Origin of the sequence: Vibrio sp. RC586, assembly GCF_000176715.1 — a bacterium.
Lineage (GTDB): Bacteria > Pseudomonadota > Gammaproteobacteria > Enterobacterales > Vibrionaceae > Vibrio.
The window spans coordinates 546,686-572,030 of record NZ_ADBD01000008.1 but is presented as its reverse complement, the minus strand read 5'-3'; the positions used below and the strand labels follow the sequence as shown (position 1 = coordinate 572,030).

At 45.4% G+C, this 25,345-nt stretch carries 23 protein-coding genes; 13 read left to right on the top strand and 10 right to left on the bottom strand.

Features of this window, described 5'->3' with window-relative positions; translation table 11 throughout:
* Positions 1-245 precede the first annotated feature (245 nt).
* Entirely contained in the window at positions 246-470 is a 225-nt protein-coding gene (locus VOA_RS08010; RefSeq protein ID WP_000657002.1) for an alternative ribosome-rescue factor A, read from the bottom strand.
* 356 nt (positions 471-826) lie between these two features.
* Between VOA_RS08010 and VOA_RS08015 the strand changes: the two genes are divergently transcribed.
* On the top strand, positions 827-1,036 hold the full coding sequence (locus tag VOA_RS08015) for a cold-shock protein (RefSeq protein WP_000106983.1): 210 nt from the start codon (positions 827-829) through the stop codon (positions 1,034-1,036).
* 78 nt (positions 1,037-1,114) lie between these two features.
* Here the strand turns inward: VOA_RS08015 and hmpA are convergent, their stop codons facing one another.
* On the bottom strand, positions 1,115-2,296 hold the full coding sequence (hmpA, locus tag VOA_RS08020) for an NO-inducible flavohemoprotein (protein WP_000957484.1): 1,182 nt from the start codon (positions 2,294-2,296) through the stop codon (positions 1,115-1,117).
* 191 nt (positions 2,297-2,487) lie between these two features.
* On the opposite strand from hmpA, the gene norR reads away from it, so the two are divergent.
* Positions 2,488-4,080: a nitric oxide reductase transcriptional regulator NorR gene (gene norR, locus VOA_RS08025; protein WP_001155030.1), complete on the top strand. Its 1,593-nt coding sequence runs from the start codon at positions 2,488-2,490 to the stop codon at positions 4,078-4,080.
* Here the strand turns inward: norR and VOA_RS08030 are convergent.
* The 3 genes from VOA_RS08030 to VOA_RS08040 all read right to left on the bottom strand — a co-directional run bounded on the left by VOA_RS08030 (position 4,077) and on the right by VOA_RS08040 (position 7,860).
* Positions 4,077-4,952: a mechanosensitive ion channel family protein gene (locus VOA_RS08030; RefSeq protein WP_000436943.1), complete on the bottom strand. Its 876-nt coding sequence runs from the start codon at positions 4,950-4,952 to the stop codon at positions 4,077-4,079. The genes norR and VOA_RS08030 overlap by 4 nt on opposite strands.
* Before the next feature lie 173 nt (positions 4,953-5,125).
* Positions 5,126-6,358: a peptidase T gene (gene pepT, locus VOA_RS08035; RefSeq protein ID WP_000793876.1), complete on the bottom strand. Its 1,233-nt coding sequence runs from the start codon at positions 6,356-6,358 to the stop codon at positions 5,126-5,128.
* A gap of 293 nt (positions 6,359-6,651) precedes the next feature.
* On the bottom strand, positions 6,652-7,860 hold the full coding sequence (locus tag VOA_RS08040) for a NupC/NupG family nucleoside CNT transporter (protein ID WP_000986007.1): 1,209 nt from the start codon (positions 7,858-7,860) through the stop codon (positions 6,652-6,654).
* A 695-nt stretch (positions 7,861-8,555) separates the two neighbouring features.
* Here VOA_RS08040 and VOA_RS0117955 point away from each other — a divergent pair.
* Positions 8,556-9,203, top strand: a complete 648-nt coding sequence (locus VOA_RS0117955; RefSeq protein WP_032468243.1) for a DsbA family oxidoreductase — start codon at positions 8,556-8,558, stop codon at positions 9,201-9,203.
* A gap of 105 nt (positions 9,204-9,308) precedes the next feature.
* On the opposite strand, the gene VOA_RS08045 is transcribed toward VOA_RS0117955, so the two are convergent.
* Positions 9,309-9,509: a chromosome segregation ATPase gene (locus VOA_RS08045; protein WP_000997591.1), complete on the bottom strand. Its 201-nt coding sequence runs from the start codon at positions 9,507-9,509 to the stop codon at positions 9,309-9,311.
* A gap of 59 nt (positions 9,510-9,568) precedes the next feature.
* Positions 9,569-11,485: a methyl-accepting chemotaxis protein gene (locus VOA_RS08050; protein WP_000475392.1), complete on the bottom strand. Its 1,917-nt coding sequence runs from the start codon at positions 11,483-11,485 to the stop codon at positions 9,569-9,571.
* 301 nt (positions 11,486-11,786) lie between these two features.
* On the opposite strand from VOA_RS08050, the gene VOA_RS08055 reads away from it, so the two are divergent.
* The 7 genes from VOA_RS08055 to VOA_RS08075 all read left to right on the top strand — a co-directional run bounded on the left by VOA_RS08055 (position 11,787) and on the right by VOA_RS08075 (position 19,471).
* Positions 11,787-12,743: an AAA family ATPase gene (locus VOA_RS08055; protein ID WP_001116524.1), complete on the top strand. Its 957-nt coding sequence runs from the start codon at positions 11,787-11,789 to the stop codon at positions 12,741-12,743.
* A 9-nt stretch (positions 12,744-12,752) separates the two neighbouring features.
* Complete coding sequence (locus VOA_RS08060) at positions 12,753-13,679, top strand: DUF58 domain-containing protein (RefSeq protein WP_001191958.1); 927 nt, start codon at positions 12,753-12,755, stop codon at positions 13,677-13,679.
* Positions 13,676-14,164: a DUF4381 domain-containing protein gene (locus VOA_RS0117950; RefSeq protein ID WP_000665190.1), complete on the top strand. Its 489-nt coding sequence runs from the start codon at positions 13,676-13,678 to the stop codon at positions 14,162-14,164. Before VOA_RS08060 ends, VOA_RS0117950 begins: the two co-directional genes overlap by 4 nt.
* On the top strand, positions 14,151-15,107 hold the full coding sequence (locus tag VOA_RS0117945; RefSeq protein ID WP_000135739.1) for a vWA domain-containing protein: 957 nt from the start codon (positions 14,151-14,153) through the stop codon (positions 15,105-15,107). Before VOA_RS0117950 ends, VOA_RS0117945 begins: the two co-directional genes overlap by 14 nt.
* Position 15,108: 1 nt before the next feature.
* Positions 15,109-16,983 carry a VWA domain-containing protein gene (locus VOA_RS08065; protein ID WP_000035225.1) on the top strand — a complete coding sequence of 625 codons (1,875 nt, stop codon included), beginning with the start codon at positions 15,109-15,111 and terminating at the stop codon, positions 16,981-16,983.
* A complete protein-coding gene (locus VOA_RS08070) occupies positions 16,977-18,620 on the top strand; it encodes a BatD family protein (RefSeq protein WP_000240269.1) in 1,644 nt (547 codons plus the stop codon). The genes VOA_RS08065 and VOA_RS08070 overlap by 7 nt, the downstream gene beginning before the upstream one ends.
* Before the next feature lie 134 nt (positions 18,621-18,754).
* Positions 18,755-19,471, top strand: a complete 717-nt coding sequence (locus VOA_RS08075) for an SIMPL domain-containing protein (RefSeq protein WP_001284180.1) — start codon at positions 18,755-18,757, stop codon at positions 19,469-19,471.
* 150 nt (positions 19,472-19,621) lie between these two features.
* Here VOA_RS08075 and cspE read toward each other — a convergent pair whose 3' ends face one another.
* Both cspE and VOA_RS08085 read right to left on the bottom strand, forming a co-directional pair.
* The gene (gene cspE / locus VOA_RS08080; protein ID WP_000078819.1) at positions 19,622-19,834 is read right to left on the bottom strand and encodes a transcription antiterminator/RNA stability regulator CspE; all 213 of its coding nucleotides are present in this window, start codon (positions 19,832-19,834) and stop codon (positions 19,622-19,624) included.
* A gap of 239 nt (positions 19,835-20,073) precedes the next feature.
* Complete coding sequence (locus VOA_RS08085) at positions 20,074-22,158, bottom strand: sensor domain-containing diguanylate cyclase (RefSeq protein WP_000878955.1); 2,085 nt, start codon at positions 22,156-22,158, stop codon at positions 20,074-20,076.
* Positions 22,159-22,513: 355 nt separating this feature from the next.
* On the opposite strand from VOA_RS08085, the gene VOA_RS08090 reads away from it, so the two are divergent.
* Positions 22,514-22,996 (top strand): L,D-transpeptidase family protein, encoded by a 483-nt coding sequence (locus VOA_RS08090; RefSeq protein ID WP_001236301.1) that lies wholly within the window; start codon positions 22,514-22,516, stop codon positions 22,994-22,996.
* A gap of 42 nt (positions 22,997-23,038) precedes the next feature.
* Here the strand turns inward: VOA_RS08090 and VOA_RS08095 are convergent, their stop codons facing one another.
* Positions 23,039-23,251 (bottom strand): DUF3820 family protein, encoded by a 213-nt coding sequence (locus VOA_RS08095; RefSeq protein WP_000462092.1) that lies wholly within the window; start codon positions 23,249-23,251, stop codon positions 23,039-23,041.
* Positions 23,252-23,467: 216 nt separating this feature from the next.
* Between VOA_RS08095 and tnaC the strand changes: the two genes are divergently transcribed.
* Positions 23,468-23,551, top strand: coding sequence for a tryptophanase leader peptide (gene tnaC / locus VOA_RS20515; RefSeq protein ID WP_083806514.1), 84 nt, complete (start codon positions 23,468-23,470; stop codon positions 23,549-23,551).
* 350 nt (positions 23,552-23,901) lie between these two features.
* Positions 23,902-25,323 carry a tryptophanase gene (gene tnaA / locus VOA_RS08100; RefSeq protein ID WP_000447272.1) on the top strand — a complete coding sequence of 474 codons (1,422 nt, stop codon included), beginning with the start codon at positions 23,902-23,904 and terminating at the stop codon, positions 25,321-25,323.
* The last annotated feature ends 22 nt before the right edge of the window (positions 25,324-25,345 follow it).

The following is a 25,345-nucleotide window of genomic DNA, read 5'->3' as shown; positions in this document are numbered from 1 at the left end:
AGGTAGAACAGACAAGAACGAACCAAAACACACAAGCCGAAACATTTTAAACAAAATTGTTACATTTAAATTGAGTGCTATTTTTACTGTTTTGAGATGTGAGACAAGTTTATAACATCAAGGTAAGTTGCCTATTTCAGCAATGAGTGAGACGTTACATAAAAGTAACCAAGAGTAGTAATTGGAAAAATTTGCGCAGACAGAGGCGTGTGATCGAATTGCTGTATTCTTAGAAGAAAAAAGCCTTACGCAAACACAAGGTCACACATTGGTTTTGCGTAAGGCTCTCGGCCTTTGTATTTCATTTTTCGCGAATAGCTGCCTTTGCCTTTCTTCGCTTTCTCAACTCGACATCGAAACACTGCACTCGTAACAACCGCTTTGAGTGCGTTATCTTTAATCGTTCCACGTCCGCAATCGGTTTCAACCACCGAGGAGCGTACGGGTTCAACAACTGGCTCTTCTTTCATTGGTTCAACTCCATATCATTAATAACCACATTACAGCGGTGACGACATTTTGTACTCAATTTCAGCTGAGTCAACTCATAATAGTGCGGAATAAAGAGAAAACGCAGTTACATAGAAATGGTGCTCAGTGCAAAAAATGGATTAATTTTGTTAACAGCTTTCGACTCTATTCAAGATTTGATTGACAAGCCAAAGGTTTACTCTAGACTCGATCGCGGCTAGAAAGAGTTCTTTGTATACACATCGCTTGGTTGGATTATTCGTAACCGTCCGTGTCGTACGCAATAGCAAGCAACTTTTCCACGCTATCCGCGCCGTAATCGGCCTACGTTAAAAATGTTTTTAGGATATTTATTATGTCTACTCCAGTTACTGGTACCGTGAAATGGTTCAACGAAACTAAAGGTTTTGGTTTCATCAAGCAAGAAAACGGTCCTGACGTTTTTGCTCACTTCAGCGCAATCCAAGGTGACGGTTTCCGCACTCTGGCTGAAGGTCAAAAAGTGGAATTCGTGATCACTCAAGGCCAAAAAGGTCCACAAGCTGAAAGCATCAAAGTTCTGTAATAGACTTGCCAAAGATTTTAATAGCCAGCCTAGTTAGGCTGGCTATTTTTATGCTTATTTTTTCTATCTTTAGTTCAGTTATGCCGCTAACTGTGCATGTGGACCAAACACTTCGTAATGAATACGTTCCTTTTCTACTCCAAGTTCCAATAGCTGTTTCACCACGTACTGCATAAACCCAATAGGGCCGCACAAATAGAAATCACCATCTTGGACTAGTGAGACTTGGGTTAACTGCATCTCTCCTTGCAAAGCATGTTCTGATGCTTCATCGCGATACCATACCTGTTGTTGCCAACCATGCTCAGCGACCAACTTTGCAGTTTCTTGAGCAAAAGTATGTTCCTTCGCACTGTTACACGCATAAAGATAAGTCACTCCCGATTTGTTGTGCTCCGCTAACGTGTGCAAGATGGCTTGCATTGGCGTTGCGCCTACACCAGCAGAAATCAACACGACAGGACGGTTGCGCTCAACGTAGAAAAAGTCTCCAGCGGGGGCGTAAAGTTTTACACTGCCTCCCACTTTCACCTTGTTGTGCAGATAGTGCGAAACCACCCCTGGGTTATCACTTCCTACGCCTTCACGCTTAACCGAAATACGATAATCTTTGCCATTCGAGCCTTGTGACAACGAGTATTGGCGAATTTCTCGATAATCACTTCCCTCTGGGGTCACCTCAATACCAATGTATTGTCCGGGTTGGTAATCAAGAACAGCCCCACCGTCAGCAGGTACCAGAATAAAACTGGTCACGTATTCCGATTCGGCTCGTTTCTCTTGCACAACAAAGGTTCGCCCATTCCGCCATCCGCCTAGTGCGTGATTACGTTCTAAGTAAAGAGCACCTTCTCGGTCAATAAATACTTGAGCCAAAAAGAAGTACGCGGCAGTCCAAGCCTCTTCAACTTGTTGAGTGAAAGCCTCTGGAGCTAATTCGCGCAAGGTTTCAAGCAGATGATGCCCGACAATCTGATAGTGCTCAGGCTGAATGTTAAAGCTGGTGTGTTTATGAGCAATACGCTCAACAGCACTGGTTAAGGCCGCTAAATTATCAATGTGCTTAGCATAGGCGGCAATCGCTTCAAACAACGCCACACTTTGTCGCCCAGTCTTCTGATGGGTCATATTGAATATATGCTTCAGCTCAGGGTTATGACTGAACATACGTTGGTAAAAATGCTGAGTGAGCGCAGGGCCTGCTGACTCTAGCAAAGGAATAGTACTTTTGATGATATTAATGTGTTCTTGGGTGAGCATAACTTCTCCTCAGTAGGCTAAAACGGTGGCTTAAGCCACTCTAAACAAGCCTTTTCTATGAGCAGATTACGTGCCAAAAACTAATTTATTGAAAAATATAAATAAATACTTTACCTATGAGTCAATTAAACACTTTGAGATGCGTCTAATTGACACTACACTATCAAAAAATCCGAACTCAAGAAGCTAAAATGCAAGAATTCTCACTAACCACTTTGTTAGAAATGACGGTTGGTCTCGCCAGCGGAGCGAATAACGAAGAGCGCTTCCACCGATTGTTGGATGCGGTGCGTAAAGCGGTCATTTGTGACTGTGTAGTCTTGATGTCACTGCAAAACGACACCCTAACACCACTGGCAATGCAAGGATTGACTCGTGATACCTTGGGTCGACGTTTTATGGTCAGTGAGCACCCAAGGTTGGCGCAGATTTGCAGTGCAGACCTGCCTGTGCGTTTTGCGGCAGATTGCCCACTTCCTGATCCTTTTGATGGCTTACTGCTTGATAGCGAAGATGATCTTCCAATGCACTCTTGCATGGGCTTACCACTGCATTTTGGCGACCAACTGCTGGGTATCTTGACGCTGGATAGCTTAAAACCGGATGCGTTTGATCATCTCTCCCCTCGTAGTTTAGAAATGCTAGCGGCGATTGCTGCTGCCACGTTGAAGATGGCTCTCACCTTCTCTGAGCTTGAGAACCAAGCCAAACAAACACAACAGCGCCTTGAAGAACTCAATGAGGAAGCTTGGAGCCGAGACAACATAGAGATCATCGGTAATAGTGGCTCAATGCTCGCCATGAAAGCGGATATTGATGTCGTTGCTCCCTCTCAATTCAATATTTTGATCCACGGTGAAACCGGTGTGGGTAAAGAGTTAGTTGCGCGGACGATTCATCATCGCTCCAACCGCAAACGCCAACCGCTGGTGTATGTTAACTGCGCCGCCATTCCCGAAAATTTGTTAGAAAGCGAACTGTTTGGCCATGTCAAAGGGGCATTTACTGGTGCAGAACGCGCGCGAATGGGTAAATTTGCTCTGGCCGATGGTGGCACGCTGTTTCTCGATGAAATCGGTGAGTTACCACTGAGTGCCCAAAGCAAAATTTTGCGGGCACTGCAAAACCATGAAATTCAACCCGTTGGACAAGATCGTGTACAGACCGTTGACGTGCGTATTCTAGCGGCGACCAACCGAGACTTGAAAAAAGAAGTTGAAGCAGGTCGTTTTCGTGCTGACCTTTATCACAGATTGAGTGTTTACCCGATTTATGTGCCGCCACTGCGTGAACGCAAAGGCGACCTTTCTCTGCTTGCTGGATATTTCGTTGAGCAAGCGAGACGAAAGCTCGGCATTACTCAACTTAAACTGCACGCCGAGGCGTTAAGTCAACTCATCCAATATCCTTGGCCGGGCAATGTTCGCGAACTAGAGCATGTGATCAATCGGGCGGCACTCAAGGCAAAAGCACGCCAACGCGGGCGCCCCGTAACGACACTCAAAGCTGAAGACGTGGGTGAATTACAAGGGCCAAGAGCACCCTTGGTACCACAAACACCATCAGAGGATTTTGTGTTGAGTGAAGCACTCCAAGATTTGGGATTACGAGAAGCGACTGACGAATTCCAACGCCATTTGATCAGCGAAACGTTAACCCAAGCCAACTTTAATTGGGCCGAAGCAGCACGCCGTTTACACACCGATCGTGCTAACCTCACTCGACTGGCGAAACGACTGGGACTCAGCGTTTCACGCAGCCATGCGATTGAACGCTCACATTAACTGTTCGAGGGAGTTACAGTCATTTGTGCAGGATGAGAACGAGGGAATACGCGTTCATACTCCTGCATAAAATCACATCGGATTAACTGCTCTAGCTGATTGGCACGTTCTGTAGGACAAAAAATCATAAAGTGAACCACCTGCTCACCGGTCGATGAACTACTGATTTCAATATGCGGCTCCGCACTTGGCAAATCGACACCGGCGTGCCGCTCAATCACCGTATTGTACCGGCGAGCAACATCCATAAAATGTGCAAAATGCTCATCAATTTTTTCATGCAGCACTGGAACTAGAGGGAAAAGATTCACAAAATCCGGCACCACAATATTGAAGTTATGGAAGACATAACGCTTCATAAAATTCAAATTCTTGACCGGAAAAGAGAAAAACATGCTGTTAGGCAAAGTCGCGGTTTTTCCGGTGTAATTGTACTGCCCATGATGTAGGTCGATTTCTTGGATCACCGTTGCCATCAAGTTGTGCTCAATCACTTCGCCACATACAGTTCCCACTTCAATCCAATCCCCAATGCGAAATGAGCGAGAACTCGCCCGTTGAATTGACCCCGTAAAACACAAAATAATCTCTTTTGAAGCCACGACAATGGCGACTGCAATTGCCGTAACCGACAGCGCAAACTCACTAATTTCAGATTGCCACAGCATGAATATGGCAAGCAAAGTAACCGTAAACACCCCATTTTTGGTACGAGACATCCATTTGCGCTGCTTTTCGGTAATGAGGGGGGCATCTCCACGAATGTTATCCAAAATGATGCGGCGCACTGAAATAACGCCTAGTAAAATTAAGGCTGTCAGCAGCAACTTATGTGTGAGCAAAAAATTCACCGCTATGCTCAGTTGTTCCATGTCATTCTCCTACTACGGCTTAACCCGCCGCTTTCATCTGGTTGTGTTGCTTGTCGCGCCAATTTCAACATTGAACACCCTTGCGTGACAAGTTCTATCCCCAAACTCTTGGCTCCTCGGCAAATTTCATCATAAAAAAAGCCGCTTAATGCGGCTTTTCAAAGGAAAAACGTTTACTGCCGATAATGCAGTGCCGTTTTCTCTGCGAGTTTAACAATCACTCGAACCGCAGCTTCCATCCCTTCAATCGTGATGAATTCATGAATACCGTGGAAATTGTATCCCCCAGTAAAAATGTTTGGACAAGGTAGCCCCATGAATGAAAGGCGCGCCCCATCCGTACCACCACGAATCGGCTTAATTTGAGGTTCCACATCGCACTCGATCATCGCTTGTTTTGCCAGTTCGATAATATGCGGATGCGGCTCAACCATTTCCTTCATATTGGAATAGCTCTGTTCAAAGCTCACTTCAACGCAGCCTTTTTTGAGCTGCTGGTTTAATTCCGCCACTTTCTCTTGCATCAAATCTTGGCGCGCTTGTAAACCATTTGCCTCAAAGTCCCGCAGAATGTATTTCAACTCAGATTTAGCCACACCCATGGTCGCGCTCGAAAGATGATAGAAACCTTGATAGCCCTCAGTGTGCTGCGGTGTTTCAATTTCCGGCATCATCAAAATAAACTGCGCCGCAATGTGCATCGCGTTAACCATTTTGTCTTTCGCCGTCCCAGGATGCACATTCACACCATGACAAGTGACGGTCGCCGTTGCAGCATTGAAATTCTCATACTCCAACTCTCCGATCGGGCCACCATCAATCGTGTAGGCCCACTGCGCCGCAAACTTCGCAACATTAAAGTGGTTCGCTCCACGACCGATTTCCTCATCCGGAGTAAAAGCAATCGAGATGTCGCCATGCGGAATGGAAGGCTCGGCGAGCAATATTTCGATTGCAGTTATAATTTCAGCAATCCCCGCTTTGTTATCGGCACCAAGTAACGTTGTACCATCGGTTGTGATCAAGTTATAGCCATGCAACAGATGCAGATCGGGGTATTGGATTGGCGAGAGCACTTCATCCCCTTTACCGAGGGCAATATCACCGCCTTGATAATCTTCAACGATTTGTGGTTTCACATTCTTACCGCTGGCATCCGGTGCGGTGTCCATATGAGCAATAAAACCAATCGCAGGAACTGAGTAATCGACATTGGATTTCAATTTGGCCATGACATAGCCATGCTCATCCAGCGATACATCACTCAAGCCTAACTCCAAAAGTTCTTCATAAAGCGCCTGTGCAAACACTTTCTGCCCCGTTGAACTTGGGCTATGGTGGTTTTTCGGTTTGGATTGAGTATCAAAAGTGACATAGCGCATAAAGCGCCCAACAAGATTTTTCATAAACAAGCACTCATCATTTAAATACGCAGCGTTGGTGAAACCTCGCTGAAAGGGTATAAGCAGTGAATTGCATCCCATACTACGTATTCTTGCCGCAGATGAGTTGCTACAAATCAGTTTTTCACCGATTAATCGAAACTCGCTGTGCTTCTTAACTTAAAAAAGTGATGAGAGATGGAGCGACATAAAGAAAAGCCTACCCCGTTGGGTAGGCTTGATATTCTTGCCCTATAAACAACTTTGCATTGTCGCCAATCACATAGCGAATGTGAGTCGGTGGTGGCTAAATTGATTTATAACGAGATGAAGATACCCGCTAAACAAGCACTCATTAGGTTAGCCAGTGTGCCAGCAATCACGGCTTTGATACCGAGGTTTGCTACGTCAGAACGGCGCTCTGGCGCAATAACACCAATGGAGCCTAGCTGAATGGCAATAGAACCGATGTTAGCAAAACCGCACAACGCAAAAGTGATGATCACTTGGCTATGCTCAGAAAGCAGTGCTTTGTGCTCAACAAAGTCTATGAAGGCGACAAACTCGTTCATGACGACTTTCTGGCCGATGTAAGAACCCGCCGCCAGAACTTCATGGCTAGGAATACCAATCACCCACGCCAGTGGCGCAAATAGGTAACCAAACAGTGCTTGCAGAGTGATCCCGCTAAAGCCAACCAACTCACCAAGATTTTCAAGGCCAGTGTTCACCATGGCTATCACACTGACAAACGCGATAAGCATGGTGCCTACGGCTACAGCCACTTTCATACCGTTCATCGCGCCGCTGGCGAGAGCATCAATCAAATTGCTGTCTTGGGCTTTGTCCAACTCAACTTGGCTTTGATCAATAGGGGTACCACGCTCAGGAATGATGATTTTTGCCATCATCAAGCTACCTGGTGCGGCCATAAAACTCGCCGCAATCAAGTATTTCAGATCAACACCCAAACCTGCATAACCACCTAACACGGAACCCGCAACCGATGCCATACCACCCGCCATAACAGCAAAGAGTTCTGAGCGAGTCATATTAGCTAAGAATGGGCGCACAAGCAGTGGTGATTCACCTTGTGAAAGGAAAATGTTACCTGTTGCAACCAGAGATTCCGCCTTACTGGTACCCAAGAAACGTTGGATACCACCACCAATAAACGCAATGACTTTTTGCATGACGCCAAGGTAATAAAGTGCAGAAATAAGCGCACTGAAGAAAATTATGATAGGTAAGACACGAATCGCGAAGATAAAGCCCGTATCCGCCAGATCACCAAATAAGAAGCGAATACCAATATCCGCAAAGCTCAGCAAGCCTGAAACACCGTTACTTAAACTGCTCAGAGCGGCTTGTCCCAATGGAAAATAAAGTACTAACGCTGCAAAACCAATTTGCAATAACAGAGCGCGAGAGACGGTTTTCCAATTAATCGCACTGCGGCTTTCAGAGAGCAGATACGCGCACAGGATCAGTACCGTAACACCGATGATTCCAAACAAAATCGCCATAATTTACCTAGAAAAATGTGAGTAAAAACAGGGAAACCCATTGCTTGGTCTAGGTGTAGGCGGAGACAATCTCAAAAGGAGAGAATAAAGCTTTATTGCTCACTAGCCATTCACTTCAACAGACACAAGCTTGGGAATTAGCTGGTCCGATCCTTGGGGTCATTCACATTTCCTTGTGACGGCTTGTACTGGCAGAGCAACCGGCTCTTAGCCGGACGCGAAGTATAACGATAAAAAAATGAGTTTCATCACATTTTTTCACGCAAACGTTTATTTATGCCATTTTTCCTTATGAAGACCCAAATCAAGCAGAGTGAGCGTGGGACAAATAATGGCTTAAGGCATTTCAATAACAAGCACCAACCAAATGGAACGCATATCACAAATGAATATTCTTTTATTTATTATTCACCAAGCAAGCTAGCGTTAGTCATAAAATCAGCCTACGTTTAACTGAATTTCTTCTTCCTTTTATCGCATAACCATTACTAATAACGTCAGTGTTCGCGCCTCACGTGTTTTTCGAAAACCGTGAGGCGTTTTTTCAGCTCAACCTCACTTTTTGTACATTTTCATCTCCTAAATCTCTCTTTAGCACTCCTCAGAAAAATAGATAAGGTTATGATGCGAGTGACCGCCACAGCAGATTTAAGTACAACAGTTATACTTAAACAACACCAACTAAGGAGAGTTCGATGCACAAGCTAACCATAGACCTTGTCTCAGATGTCGTCTGCCCTTGGTGCGTGATTGGCTACTACCGATTACAACACGCATTATCCAGACTACCGGAGATAGATGTGACGCTGAGATGGCACCCTTATGAACTCAACCCAAGGTTAGCCATGGGAGGGGAAAATTTGCGTGAGCATCTTAGTAAAAAATATGGCACTAGCCTTGAAGCGAGTCAGCAAGCGCGTAAAACCTTGACCGAGTTAGGCCGTGAAGTGGGGTTCGATTTTAACTTCTTTGATGACATGCGCATTTACAACACGCGTAAAGCCCATCAGCTACTCTTGTGGGCTAATCAGCAAAATAAACAATTGCCACTGACATTGACACTATGGCAAGCCTATTTCCAACAAGGTAAAGCGATTGATGAAGATGACGTGTTGCTTGAATTGGCCCATGAGGTTGGTCTGGAGCGTGCAGCATGCCAACAAATTTTGGCTGATGATTCTTGGGCTAAAGCGGTCGCAAATACGGAGCAACAGTGGTTACAAGCGGGCATCCATGCAGTACCGACCTTGATTATTGAGCAAAAATATTTAATTTCCGGAGCTCAAACTAGCGATATTTTGTTAGAGGTAATACAACGAGTCTCTGCTGAGACTGCCGCTTAGCCATGCTCCCGCACCTGAAGCTCCGATTGGTGCTGCTGTTTTAGTCAAAAATAAATCGAGCCGCAAAGCGGCTCGATAAAATGATGAGTAACGGATGAGCATCAGTTAGTGAATCGGTGTTTCCGCTTTCACATAATATTGACCAAAATAAGCCTCAAGCACTTCTGGAGTCAGTTTGCCTTCCGCTTCCAACTGTTTGAGTTTTTCTGCAATCGCTTTTTGCTCTTCCAGACTTGGCAGCTTGGTTTCTGGTTCTTCAGCAATCTGCTGAGACATCAACTCCAGCTCTTTTTCGAAATCGTTCATCACTCTTTACCTACTTGGTTTTTACTGGCCGAAAGTGTAACTAACTCCCGGCAAGGTTTCTAGAGTTTAAAGTTACCCACCAATTTATCCAAACGTCCGGAGAGTTCACGCAATGATTTGCTCGCATCAGCCAGCTCTTCTGCCGTTGATGTCGTCACTTCATTGATCGCGTTAATCTCTTCAATATTTTGGTTAATGGTGTGGACAACGGTCGATTGCTCTTCTGTTGCCGTTGCGACTTGAGTGTTGCGATCCGAAATATCATGAATACGCTCTGAAATACTCATCAGAACCTGTACTGCCTCATCGGAAGCGGCAACCCCTTGATGCGTCACTGTTTTACCTGCATCCATCGCAGACACTGCATTTTTTGCGTCAGTTTGCAGTTGGTTGATCATTTTCTGAATTTCTTCTGTGGAGGCTGCGGTACGACTTGCTAAGTTACGCACTTCATCAGCAACCACCGCAAAACCACGACCTTGATCACCCGCACGGGCCGCTTCAATCGCTGCGTTCAACGCCAACAAGTTGGTCTGTTCTGAGATACTGCGAATCGCATCCAAAATAGAGCCGATTTCTTGAGTGGTGGATGCTAATTGCTCAACCACTTTGCCTGTATTTTCAATATCATGAGCTAGGCGGCTAATTGCATCTTTAGCTTTATTAACCACATTGCGGCCCTGATCAGTATTATCTGATGCCTGATTGGCGGTTTCTGCTGCGGTTGCCGCATTCGAGGCAATCTCGCTGATCGTTGCCCCCATTTGGTTAATCGCGGTCACAACTTGAATGGTCTGATCGCGTTGCTGTTGGCTGTTATCATGAGTAACTAAAGCCTTACGCGATACACCTTCTGCTGCGACTTGCAGCTCACGGCTCGTCTGCGCCACGTCTTTAATTGACTGATGGATTTTTTCAATAAAACCATTGAAGCCCTTTGAAAGCTGAGCGATTTCATCATTGCCTTTCACTTCAATACGCTGTGAAAGATCGCCATCTCCTTTACCCAGATCGGTAAAGCGTTTCGCGATCTGATTGATTGGCATTGCGATACTATTGGCGAGAAAAATCCCCATCAGAATAAAGATCGCGGCAACAACGAGGGTGGTAAACATCATGCGTTGTGCTACGGCATCTAGCTCAGCAAACACTTCATGTACGGGCACAGTACCAATTAAATACCAGTCCATACTTTCGATATAGAGGCTCGCAACCATCACTTCTTCGCCTTGATAGTCGGCCGAAATCAAATTAAAACCTGATTTATTGAGCAGAGCACTCGCACCTGAACCATAAATCTGTTGCAGCGTCGATTTCACTTGTGCTTGTTGGCGGTGGATCTGTACCTCACCCTGCGCATTGGTTAAAAACACAAAGCCCGTGTCTTCGATTTTAAAGCTATTCAGTAGCTTGACCATATCATCCATCGATTTCGACATGCCTGACATCGTATCGCCGTTGATCAACTGATAGTTGGCGAACATTTTGACGTCACCATTAGCCTCTTGGAACATGCTCACCATGGTGGATTTGCCTGAACCCGTAAAACCGAAGAACCAGCCATCTTGTTGCGGGGTAAGCTCTCGCAGGAAGCCATTTTGGTTCCAGTAATAGGCCGTTTTGCGGTTGGCAACCGAGGCATCATTGAGCTTATATTGGTCACGCAGGTTGTTTAACTGCTTCACCAATAACGCTTCAGTAGCAGGATCTCGTTCTGTTGTAGAAATCGCCTGCTGTACAAATTCGTTACTTGCGATCTGCTGCGCGGCCGACAACAGTTGAATAACTTGGTGATCAATATCACTTTTGATCAACTTCAAAATATCGGGTAATTCCAAATTGACCAAGCGATGTTCTAATACTTCTCGCGCTTGACGCTGTGCCATCACACCTACAATTAGGGTTGAAGCCAGCACCGCTGGGGTAACCCCTAACACAACCTTTTGCTTAATACTCATCTGATGCAGTTTGAACATATTCTCCGCCTAATCATGGCTATCACCGAAACCTCTACATTATCGACTTAAGATCACGAAGATTGAGAAAATTCTTACAAATCTCAAGCACAAACTTGCAATGCGTCACACTTTTGATTGAAATCACCAAGTGATGTTTATAAATCGTCTGTTGGCATTCATTAAGATAGACGCTTTTATTCGTATTTTGAGTGATCATTTGCCCTTTTGATGAGCTTTCTGCCTTACCATAAAATTTTTATGGAACTTTCTGGGTAACACACAACACTAACCGCTGATATCTCTAGGAGTGGAAGAATTCATGCCGTTTCAACCCTTTCAAACATTACAGCATTATTTGAACCAACAGGTCATTGGCCAAGCCGATTTGATTAACCAACTGCTGATCGCACTTCTCGCCGATGGGCATATTTTGGTTGAAGGTCCGCCGGGATTGGCAAAAACTCGCGCGGTCAAATCCCTCGCTGAATGCATTGAAGGTGACTTTCACCGAATTCAATTTACACCAGACTTACTGCCTGCCGACCTTACTGGGAGTGATGTCTACCGCCCTGAAACCGGAGAGTTTGTGTTTCAGTCTGGCCCTATTTTCAACTCATTGGTATTGGCCGATGAGATAAACCGCGCCCCCGCCAAAGTTCAGGCGGCCATGCTAGAAGCTATGGCTGAAAAGCAGATTTCTGCTGGGCGAAAAACCTACCGTTTACCTGAGCTATTTTTGGTTATGGCCACGCAAAACCCCATTGAGCAAGAAGGAACGTATCCACTCCCCGAAGCTCAACTCGACCGTTTTTTACTGCATTTGGAAGTGAACTACCCTAGCGCACAAGATGAACTGGCGATTTTGCGTCTCAACCGTGGGGAAGCAAAAGGCGAACAGGCGATAGACAAGCCTTTGATTACTCAACAACAAGTGTTTAACGCCCGCCAAGAAGTGCTGAATGTGCATATGGCTGAAACAATTGAAAACTACCTTGTGCGTTTAATTATGGCGACACGTCAACCGGCCAAATACGATACAAAATTAGCACAATGGCTCACAATGGGGGTTAGCCCTCGCGCAACGATTGCATTGGATCGTTGTGCTCGTGCTCATGCATGGTTACATGGGCGTGATTTTGTCACACCAGATGATGTTCAGGTGATGGCTTTCTCGGTTTTGCGTCACCGCCTACTACTCAGCTATCAAGCACAAGCGGAAGGTGTTCATCCAAATCAGGTGATCTCCCATTTATTGTCACTGGTTGGTAGTGCGTAGGTTGTGACGATGCAGTCTTCTCTTCCTTTGTATGCTAACGGTATCACACTGTGTCTTGAAGAGTTGCTCGCTTATGAGCAGCAAACGGTGCATTTTCTTCCTCCTGCGCGCCAAGTTTGGTCACAGCGTATCGGTCAGCATCACAGCCGTCGTCTAGGACGGGGGATGGATTTTTCAGAAGTACGCCAATATCAAGCCGGAGACGATATTCGTTCGATTGATTGGCGAGTCACCGCACGAACTGGGAAACCACACACCAAACTGTTCAGTGAAGAACGGGAAAGAGCCGTCGTACTTTATATCGACCTCAGCCATTCGATGCAGTTTGGTTCCTGTTTACTGCTTAAGTCCGTTCAGGCTGCGCATTTAGCTAGCCTGTTGGCTTGGTTGGCGATTAAACAGCAAGATCGCGTTGGTGCGGTGATTGATGTGGGCCATCGGCTTATTGAAGTTAAGCCAAGCAGCCGTCAGCGGGGCGTACTCCCCATCCTAGCGGCCTGTATCGAAGCGCAACAAATGCTCCCGACACAGCATACTCCGCGAACGCTTGCGCGGCAGGAAGTCTTCACCACACTGAACCACTTATGCCCCAAAGGCAGCGAAGTGGTGTTGATCAGCGATTTTGTCGATCTCGATACACAGCAACACGAATTACCTCTGCGCCAATTGTGCCGCCATAACCGTGTCCGTCTGGTGCAAATTTATGACCCATTAGAGCAAGGAGACACCTCATTTCGAGGTATTGAGCAAGTACAAAGTCACAAAGAGACGCGCTGGCTCAACTTTTCGATAAATAGTACGCGGGCAGGTATCAAAAAAGCCTTTGAAACTCAAAAAGAAAAACTAAAATCACTCTGTCTATTATTGGAAATGGACTACCGCTCAGTTTCAAGCGGAATACCTTTGCTGCAACAATTATCGGACCATAAGAAATGAAGGAATCGTCAATCACATCACTGGATCTCAACGCTCTGCATTTGCCTGAGCTTCCTAGCTGGTTTCCACTGGCCTGGGGATGGTGGGCAAGCGTAGGCGGCATTCTCATCGTGATGCTCATCATCGGATTGGCTGTACGTTGGCGTCGCCGCCGACTGGCCCCTAAAAAAACCGCATTACGTCTCTTGAGCTTAGCAGTGACTCCGCAAACGCCCTCTTCAGCGATTGAATTGGTTCGTCAGGCGGCGCTTTGTTACTACCCTCGAGAAGAAATTGCGCATTTAACCGGTAAAGATTGGTACGCCTTTTTAGATGCCCAAGTCGGCCACCCACTTTTCGTACCAAATGAAACTTTGTGGCAGCAAGCGTTATACCAGAAGCAAAAAGTGAACAATGCCGATGAGTTAGTTCACCACTGTTATCACTGGGTTGAAAGTGCCTTGCCGCCGCGTAAACGGAGAAAATCAGGCATTGGCAAGTTTTGAGTTTATTTGGTGGTGGATGTTTTTACTTCTGCCACTACCTTGGGTTATCTATTTTTTTGCACCAGCCATAAAACCTAGGGTGGCGATTAAGCTGCCCTATCTTCCTCAATCATCGGGAATCCAGCCCTATTCATGGTTTCCACGGTTCATTGCCGCGGGACTGTGGATTTTATTGCTTACCGCTGCGGCGAGACCCGTGTGGTATGGAGAGCCAATCAGCACTACGACATCCCACCGCGATCTGATGTTGGTGGTCGATCTCTCCTATTCAATGAGCCAAGAAGATATGCAGTCCGGCCAACAGATGGTGGATCGCCTAACCGCTGTCAAACAGGTTCTATCTGAATTTATTGCTCAACGCGAAGGCGACCGCATTGGGCTGATCTTGTTCGCTGACCACGCCTATTTACAAACCCCTCTGACGTTAGACAGACAAACTGTCACGGAACAGCTCAATCAAGCCGTGCTCAAGCTCATTGGCACCCAAACTGCAATGGGTGAAGGGATTGGACTCGCTACCAAAACCTTCATTGATAGTGCAGCCCCTCAACGGGTGATGATTTTACTCAGTGATGGCAGCAATACAGCAGGAGTGCTTGACCCACTTGAAGCCGCCAACATCGCCAAGCAGTACCAAACCACTATTTACACTGTGGGCGTGGGGGCAGGTGAAATGATCGTGAAGGATTTTTTGTTCAGCCGTAAGGTCAATACCGCACAAGATCTGGATGAAAAAACTCTGCAAACCATCGCATCAACAACTGGTGGGCAATATTTTCGAGCTCGCAATCAGCAAGATCTGCAAAGCATCTATGACACCATTAACCAACTTGAGCCCATCAGCCAGTCCAATCAAACTTGGCGCCCCCAAACTGAGTGGTTCTTCTACCCTCTTAGCTTAGCTCTGCTGCTCTCTGTCGTTCTGGTTTTTGTGAGGAGATAAGATGGCACCGTTTATTTTTCTTTATCCATACTGGCTATGGTTGCTCGCACCGCTATTCATAGCGGCGTTATGGGTGGGTTTGCGCCACAACAAGCGCAGCTTGATCGCCCCTCATTTGGCACAAGCCATGGGTATCTATACTTCCTCTTCCCGTTATCTCAGTTGGCTATTAGCGATAGTTTGGCTGTTTGCAACGCTGGCACTAGCTGGCCCAAGCTGGCAATCCGCCGAACGGCCCAGTGTGCAAAACAGTGCTTCACGAGTGTTAGTCATGGATATGTCGCGCTCAATGTACGCCACGGATCTTGCCCCAAACCGTTTAACACAAGCGCGTTATAAAGCTCTTGATCTGCTCAAAGGCTGGCATGAAGGCAGCACAGGATTAGTCGCCTATGCCGCCGATGCTTATGTCGTCAGCCCGCTCACCAGTGACAGCGCAACACTAGCCAATTTAATCCCTAACCTGTCACCCGAGATCATGCCCTACCAAGGTGCTGATGCGGCAAAAGCATTAGCTCTTGCCATTAGCATGTTGCAGCAAGCCGGCCATCAACAAGGCGATGTCATCCTTATTACTGACGATTTAAGTTCATCTGAAAAAGAGAGGATGATTCAGCAACTACAAGGGAGCCCATGGCGACTCATCATGCTAGCCATAGGGACATCGAGCGGAGCACCCATTCCGTTAAGTGATGGCAGCTTACTCAAAGATCGACATGGGCAGACAGTGATTGCAAAAACAGCCTTTGATCAGTTGCAACAGCTGACTCACTCAGTTAATGGGATATTGGCTGCTTATCGCGCTGATGGCGCAGATATTGAACAGATCCTAAACCTTACTCAGCAAACCAAGGAGATCGGTGGCCAGGCCGCTAAACAAAACATTCAAGAGCGAGTCAATAACGGTTATTGGTTGATATTGCCTTTACTGATTGCGGCACTCATCATGTTTCGCCGCGGCGCTATTTTCAGTTTACTGCTGGTTATTGGCGTGGGTTTTCCAAACCAACAAGCTTGGGCATCCGCGTGGTTGAACCAAGATCAGCAAGCAATGCAGGCTTTCAAAGCTGAGCAATACGCCCAAGCTGCCGAAAAATTTAGCGACCCAAAATGGCAAGGTGCCGCTCGCTATTACGCTAAAGACTATCAAGGTGCGGTGGAGGCTTACTCACAAATTGCGGATCCAGATCTGGCAACCCAATACAACTTGGCCAATGCCTACGCGCAAGCTGGAAATCTATCCAAAGCGCGTGAATTGTATGAACAAGTCTTAGAGCAAGAGCCAAACCATCAAGATGCGCAGCACAACCTAAAAGTGGTGAAAGCCGCAGAGCAACAGCAACAGCAACAGCAACAGCAACAGCAACAGCAACAGCAACAGCAACAGCAACAGCAACAGCAACAGCAACAGCAACAGCAGGATTCTGTATCTGAATCCGCAGGTCAAGCTCAGCAAGAAAAATCATCCGACAATTCATCTGACACGAATGAGAGTGAAAAAACGAGTTCTCAAGCTGAGGAACAACCTGACTTAGCCAAAAATACGAACCAACAACATAACGCTCAACCTGAGGCAGATAAGGAAGAATCAACCAAGCAACCATCACCAACTTCCACCCAAAATGAACAAACGTCAGCGCAAGATGAGCAAACAAAGCTAAACAGTGCAGAACCGACTAATGAAAAGAACAATGAACAAAATGTCTCAGAGCAAATAAAACCGTTAACGTCAGCAACGGATCCCAATCTCGATCCTATGCTACGTAAGCTCGAACAAGTCGAAAGCGCTCGGGATCCAAGCGCTTTATTACGTGCACAACTTATCCTTCAAGCCCAACAAAAACCTCAACCAACGGAAACTGACCAGCCATGGTAAAGATGCAATCAGTCTATCAATCCGCGTTTTTCTGGCTCACACTGGTAGCAAGTTTACTTGTGCTCCCAGCTCATACGGCCGATTTGGTCGCCAGCGTCAGCAAAAATAAAGTAGTCAAAAATGAAGTGATTCAACTGCGTATCGTCAGTAATGATAAAGTCAGCGCAGAGGCGCTCGATTTTTCGCAATTGGAGCCTGACTTTTTCGTTGGGCAGCCGAGTTTTGCATCCTCAACGAATATTATTAATGGTAACTACTCACAACGCAGCGAATGGACAGTCGCTATCGCAGCGCAAAGAACCGGTGTTATCACTATCCCAAGTTTTCAACTCGGCAACGTTAAAAGTGCCCCGATTGCGATTCAAGTCGCCGATGATGAGCATCAACCCACTCAGGCAGAATTAGCCGAAGTACGCAGTCGTTTGGAGCGAACCCAGCTCTATCCTGGGGAAAGCACGCTATTCCACGCCCAATTAATTATTAAGGAAGATGTACGCCGCTTACGCGACCCTCAAATTACCCCACCCAAAGTAGAGGGTATGCGTATTGAATCAGCCAGCGAACCCAAACAATACCCTAGCGTACTCAGCGGTGTTGAGGTCACTATTGTTGAGCAATCTTTTCGCATCACGGCAGAGCAAGCTGGCAACTTTAGTCTGAGTGAACCCATTCTCAAAGCTGGGTTACTCTATGGTAATCAGTACAGTGGAGGGACACGTTTAATCCCACTGCTCACTCAGCCAAAGGCCTATGCCATTCAAGTGTTAGAGAAACCAAAGGATTATCAAGGCTTTTGGCTACCAACCGCCAAACTCCATCTAACGCAAAGTTGGAACGATGGGCAGAAAACACTGAACGCTCAGAGTCAATATGAAACACAGGTTGGCCATGCCATCACGAGAGAGTTGCGCTTACAAGTCAGCGGTCTCACCCAGCAACAGTTGACCAATTTCAGCATTCAATATCCTAGTAACGTCAGCGTATACGCGGAAAAACCACAATTTAGCACTTTGGATAATGGCGACACCCTGATGACCCTCAAACAAGTGCTGATCCCTCGCCAAGCAGGAGAAATACCTCTGCCCGAGGTCACACTCGATTGGTGGAACACCGGTACACAGACTGCGCAAGTGAGTCAAGTTGGCGGGTTAACGTTACAAGTGAAACCCAGTGAAGAAACTCCATTACTTGCACCACCGATTGCACCGCTAAGAGATGCTGCGAGCTCCACCACAATAGAAGCGGGTTATTGGCCCTACTTCACACTGCTATTTGCGGGGTTATGGCTTGGCACAAGTGGCCTTGCTTGGACTTTATGGCGCTCACGTGTTGAGCACCAAGAACCCAAATCGCCTCCTCCTATTCCAACCTCCGCCTATCAAACCCTGATATTAGCTCTGGAGCGACAAGATCTGCTTGCTCTTAGCCAAGCGGCGCGAATTTGGCAGCATGAAATCGCATTGAATGCTGAAGAGCAACAAACTCTTGCAGCCTATATCCATGCTTTGCAGCAAGCTTGTTACTCTGAACGACCTCAAACACCAGACTTCAATAAACTGAAAAGCTGGGTTGCTCTAAAGCAAAATCAACAAAGTAAAAATCGCCGCGGTGAAGCATCGGAGTTACCACCACTATGATATGCATGCCATTTTTCTTCATTGAAGAATGGCGCACTCATGTAGGCAAGAGTAACGTATAGCCACAAAGTTACACATAGCAACACTACACGTGTTAGTCGTAAGGCTAACGGTCAAATAATGGGAGGAATACCATGGCCAATATCAACACCAAAAGCGCCACCGTGCTTGGCTTAAGCCTAATCATCGGGCTTGCCTCACTAGGCTTTTTGGTACAACAAATGGCGGTAAAGTTTAAAGAATATGAACGAGTCGTTACTGTAAAAGGGCTTTCTGAACGAGAAGTCGTTGCTGATACCGTGATTTGGCCAATCCAGTTTACGGTTGCGGATAATCAGCTTTCATCGCTTTTTGCAACAGTCGATCAGCAAACTCAGCTCATTACCCAATTCTTAGTAGAAAAAGGGGTGGATCGCGCAGCAATTTCTCTTTCAGCTCCCGCGGTGATCGATAAAAAAGCCCAGCAATATGGGGAAGATCGCGCTGAATTTCGCTACTTAGCAACACAAACGCTGACAGTTTACAGTAAACGAGTCGAGCAAGTACGAAACATCATCAGTGAAATTGGTCAACTGGGTAAGCAAGGCATTGTATTTAACCAAGACCCCTATAACAACCGCATTGAATTCAGCTTTACAGGGCTTAATGACATCAAGCCGGATATGATTGAAGAAGCAACGAAACAAGCTCGTGAAGTGGCATTAAAATTCGCTAAAGATTCGCAAAGTACCTTAGGTAAGATAAAAACTGCATCACAAGGTCAGTTTTCGATCTCAGATCGTGATAACAATACTCCGTACATTAAAAATGTGCGCGTTGTTACGACAGTTGAGTATTACTTATCCGATTGATAAGCGCTAGGCTCTCCAACTCTCCAACTCTCCAACTCTCCACGTGGGTGGTAAATGATAAGTTAGATCAGAGTATTTAAAACAAAAATTCAAAACATTAAAAAGGGGCGTGGTTTACACCACGCCCCTTTTAGAATCAATCTGAGCTAATTACAGCGCAGTTACTTGAGCAGCTTGTGGGCCTTTTTTGCCTTGCTCAACGGTGAAGCTTACACGCTGACCTTCAGCCAGAGTTTTGAAGCCTTCAGAAACGATAGACTTGAAGTGTACGAACACGTCTTGACCGCCGTTGTCTTGAGAAATGAAACCAAAACCTTTAGTTTCGTTGAACCATTTTACTGAACCAGTCATTTTCTGAGACATAGTAACCTCTAATATATATTTGCTATGGGTTGATTTGGCTGATAACGAAAGCTATTGAATGGTATATCAAGACAAAGTTGACGCAGGTTTAACGAGAAATCGATAACGATCTGAGATTGAACTTTCACTGAATTTAACATTAACAACTCTTACCTAAGAGCCGAGGTAAACTATACACGTATTTTTTCGAAACGCTACACTTATTTGTGATATTTGCCATCCAGTGAAAAATCTGCCTATTAATGCTGCATTTCTGTCTCTATGTGGCTGATATTTTCAACAATTATGCCGAACACATTATTTCGTCCTTGACTCTTAGCTCGATACAATGCTTTATCCGCTTCGGCATAGAGTTGGTCAAACTGAATCTCTCGCGGCTTATAACGTGAGACTGCATAACCAATCGAAACCGTTAAAACAGTACCGCTGGGGTTTTCACAGTGCTCTATACCTTCCGCTTCAATACTGTGACGAATGCTCTCGGCAAGTGAATGAATCTCTTCAGCACTGCGATTGGCAATCAGCAGCAAAAACTCTTCCCCTCCAATGCGGCAGAAAAGCTCATGCTCTGATTGTGCGTGCCGACTCAAGATGTTGCCAATTCTCATTAAGGCAATATCACCTTCTAGATGCCCATAGTGGTTATTGAACAGTCCAAAATGGTCGATATCCAATAAAATAACACCATAGTTAACCACTTCCTTGATTGTTTGTTCACAGGTTTGCTCAAGCAGATGCTCTAACATTCGGCGATTACCAAGCCGTGTCAGGGGATCTAACTTCGCCATGAGATCGAGTTTTTCGTTCGCTTTTTGTAAGTCACGAGTGCGATTACGCACTTCGAGCTCCAAGGTTTCATTAAGCACGGTGATCGCTTCTTGCGCTTTCGCTCGCATTAACACCTCGGTGAGGTTTGAGGCGAACATGCGGATCACTTCACGCAGTTGCGACGTCAATGGAGTCCGCCGGATTAAATTATCAGCGGCAATAAATGCGATTGGGGTACCTTTGTCAGTCAACATGGTCATCGCAGTCCAACCATAACCGACAATTTTACAATCGTGATAGATGGGCACACTTTCTTTGAAAACCACTTCGTTAGGGTAAAGCTTGGCGAGATCAACAATGTCGTTCTCATGTGTCGAACCTCGAAAGTAAGATTCATCCACAATATTGCCTTGAATATCGGTTCCCCAAGTGCCTTGAATGAATGAGCAATCTTCATCTGTCAGAAACACCGCCATACGATCAATCCCCATCCGATTAATCGCAAAACTAACGGCGGATTTACAAACCTCGCTGACTGTCATACAACGCGATAATTCGACCATGCTGGCATGCAGCATACGTACATTCTGCTCTTGGCGTTTCCGAATATAGATTTGTGCAAGCAAGGAGCCAAATGACTCTAGCATTTGCTTTTGGTACTCGGTGATGGGTTGACGGTGAAGGTAATTGTCAATCGCAATCCAACCTATGGGGTCATTACCATCACGCAGAATCAGCATGCCATTCCAACCTTGACCAACTACCTGCCCAGCGGTGTACAGAGGTACATCCTGCACCACCATGAATGTGCACTCATCATTAGATAGCGCTTCGAGATACTGAGGTTCTACTTGGTGCAGATCATATTGTGTATGATGTTCATCCACCGTTTTGCCGAATTCATCCGTACCATAAGTACCACTAAAGCAACGCTTTTTCATATCCAACAGCAATAAGGCTGCGCGATCAAAACCAAGACGATGACGCACAGCCTCTACTGCTGTTCGATGTAGCTCATCAAGGTTTGCGGGGTTTGAAAGCTCCACCGCAACCTGATGAACCAGCTTCATGTTGTCGATGAACAACTCTCGCTGACTGATCTCGTTGAGATATTTTGCTTCCCGTAGATCACGATTTTTGAACTCTTTAGAAGCTTCAATTTCCGCGCGCAAACATTGCCATTTCGCCGCGATCAACTGCAAAAAATCCAACTCGCCAGATTCTGTACTGAGATGTACGCTATCGACACAAGCCGCTTGGATAATCAGATAGGTTCGATGGCGAGGATGGTTATCCAACATCAGAATAAATGACTCGCCTCCCATTACGGGTAGGTAGTCCCAACGGCAAGTATTGATGGCAAAAGGAATTAAGCCATCGGATGTATCAAACTGCCCAGCCCAAGCCCAAAACGGTTCTGGATACGCTTCTAATGCGACAAATTCCCCATGAGATAGAACCATTTCTGGGGAGGATTGTAAGGGAACTCGAACTATTCCAGCCGCAGATGTTTTTAAAAAAAGGGTCAGATACTCGAAGCTGGTATCGGCTAACATTCGATAATTTCGACTTGAGGTAACTCTTTTTAATAGGGTTCGGGGAAACATGCACGGCCTGATGTTATGAGCTAGTTTTGCCAAAAATAATGGCTGAAACAACGATAAGCAATCAATTGGCTATCTTGTTAGCTGTTAACTCTGCCGCACTTTTTCTCGACAACTGGTTACATCCTCGGCACAAGCAACATTTTTGCGATGCTGTTTCCATTTATTTCATCAATAACACATTCTTTTTGAATACTTTCTCATTATTGAGTCAATTTTTTGTTACCACTATCTACCTGTAATAACGCTGATATCTTAAATCTATCTGCTAGAATTACGCGCAGTTTGCTTTTATTTTGGGTTACTTATGCGTCTTTTCTCAACCGTACTGTTGTTGCTACTGTTTTTCCCTAACCTTGGTTATGCTCAGGTCGATTTAGTCAAAGTAGATAAATCTAAGCGGCGTATGTATTTACTGCAAGGTAATGAGGTGATCCGCGAGTATCGCATTGCATTGGGTAAGTCGCCGAAAGGACATAAACAACAAGAAGGCGATCAACGCACTCCGGAAGGACATTATTTTTTAGACTTCATTATCGATGATTCGAGCTTCTACCGCTCAATACACATTAGCTATCCGAACGCTCGCGATCAGCAACTTGCTCAATTGCGCGGCGTGAATCCTGGTGGTGATATCAAGATTCATGGCTTAAAAAATAGCGATGAGAGGGAACCAGCTTTTGTGCAGAGCTTTGACTGGACGAATGGCTGTATTGCAATCACTAATCAAGAAATGGATGAGTTTTTAAGCCTAGTGCAGCCCGGTATTCCCATCCAGATTGAGTGGTAAAAACGCGGCTTTGTTGCAAATCCTTAAAGCAGTAGAACTCGCTCACTGCTTTAAGGGTTTGACTAAAGATTCTAATCCTTCAATTTTGATAGCGAGGCAAAGCTCAAGTAAAACGCCCAACTCACCTTCCGGAAAACCCTGCTTTTGAAACCAAAGTAAATAAGGTTCAGGTAAATCAATCAAAATACGACCTGCATACTTACCAAATGGCATTTTCATGTTTGCTAATTTTAATATATGTGTTTTTTCAAACATTTCGATTTAGTCTTTCTAAAAAATAGAGATTAGACTAAATCCAAGTCATAAGAAAGTAAATAGATCTATGCATCTTGATGTAGCAGTCTGTCGCCACTCAAATGCAATTTGATCCCCCTTTATTTTTGTTAGTCGATTCTCAATTTATCACCAAGGAGATGACAAATTAATAATTTCGACCATAATTAGTTTATGGTTTGAAATGCATGATTTCAAATGGGTGACATCATGAGAAATTACAACATCTCTAGTATTTGGTTTACTCTCGATTACAAAATCGCTTTCTTCTTCCCTGCGTAACCCCTTCTCGTATGGATGAGTAAGCATGTTTTTGCAGTCAACTTACTGCAGTAACTGTTTGTCATTCAGCCTTCTTACAAGCCTGAAGTATCGTTTTCGTAAAGCTTATGTCTGTTTTAGGAAATTATTAAGTCTTGCTTATTCACTTATATAATTTGTTTATATACAGATTCCAGAAAGTCATTACCAATAATTAATCGAACATTTTAACGTCAAGCTCAGTAAGTATTTAAAAATTCATCTGCTCTGAGGTTTGTATTATTTTACGTCACTGCAGTATATTCAAACACTTGGAAATCAAATTATTTCCCAGTACGGATTCTTATTTTTTAAATTTAGGAAAATCTATCATGGAAACGTTTAAACATTTACCTGAACCCTTCCGTATTCGTGTGATTGAACCGGTAAAACGTACGACTCGTGAATATCGTGACCAAGCTATTTTAAATGCAGGTATGAACCCTTTTTTGCTAGATAGTGAAGATGTTTTTATTGACCTGCTGACAGACAGCGGCACTGGTGCAATCACTCAAGAGATGCAGGCCGCCATGTTCCGTGGAGATGAAGCTTACAGTGGTAGCCGAAGCTACCATACACTTGCCAGAGCGGTTAAAGCGATCTTTGGTTATGAATATACGATTCCCACTCACCAAGGGCGCGGCGCTGAGCAGATTTATATTCCTGTTTTGATTAAAAAGCGTGAAAAAGAGAAAGGGCTCGATCGCAGCAGAATGGTCGCCTTATCAAACTACTTTTTCGATACCACTCAAGGCCATACCCAGATTAACTGCTGTGTTGCCAAAAACCTGTATACCGAAGAGGCGTTTGATACCGCCGTCAAAGCTGATTTTAAAGGCAATTTCGACTTAGAAAAGCTCGAACAAGCCATCCTTGAAGCAGATCCTGCTAATGTTCCTTATATTGTCAGCACCATCACTTGTAACTCTGCGGGTGGCCAGCCGGTTTCGATCGCCAACTTAAAAGCCGTGTATGAGATTGCCCAACGTTACGACATTCCCGTGATCATGGATTCTGCTCGTTTTGCTGAAAATGCGTATTTTATTCAGCAACGTGAGCGTGATTACTGCAACTGGAGCATCGAAGAAATCACTCGCGAAGCTTATAAGTACGCGGATGGACTCGCGATGTCAGCCAAAAAAGACGCCATGGTGCAGATGGGCGGCTTACTCTGTTTCAAAGATGAAAGCTTCTTTGATGTGTACACCGAATGCCGAACCTTATGTGTGGTGCAAGAAGGTTTCCCAACCTACGGTGGCTTAGAGGGCGGAGCGATGGAGCGTTTAGCTGTCGGGTTGTACGATGGTATGCGCCAAGATTGGCTGGCTTATCGTATTAACCAAGTGGAATATCTGGTCAACGGTTTAGAAGCAATTGGTGTTGTTTGCCAACAAGCTGGCGGCCATGCCGCGTTTGTCGATGCAGGAAAACTTCTCCCTCACATCCCAGCGGATCAATTTCCTGCTCACGCTTTAGCTTGTGAACTTTATAAAGTGGCAGGGATCCGCGCGGTAGAAATTGGTTCACTCCTACTTGGCCGTGATCCTGCAACGGGTAAGCAGCATCCTTGTCCAGCCGAATTGCTCCGCTTAACGATTCCACGCGCGACTTATACTCAAACGCATATGGATTTCATCATCGAAGCGTTTGAGAAAGTGAAAACCAATGCTCGTAACGTCAAAGGACTGGAATTTACTTACGAGCCACCCGTGCTACGCCACTTCACGGCTCGTTTAAAAGAAAAAAATACGTAACCTTAAACCAGCCACATCAGTG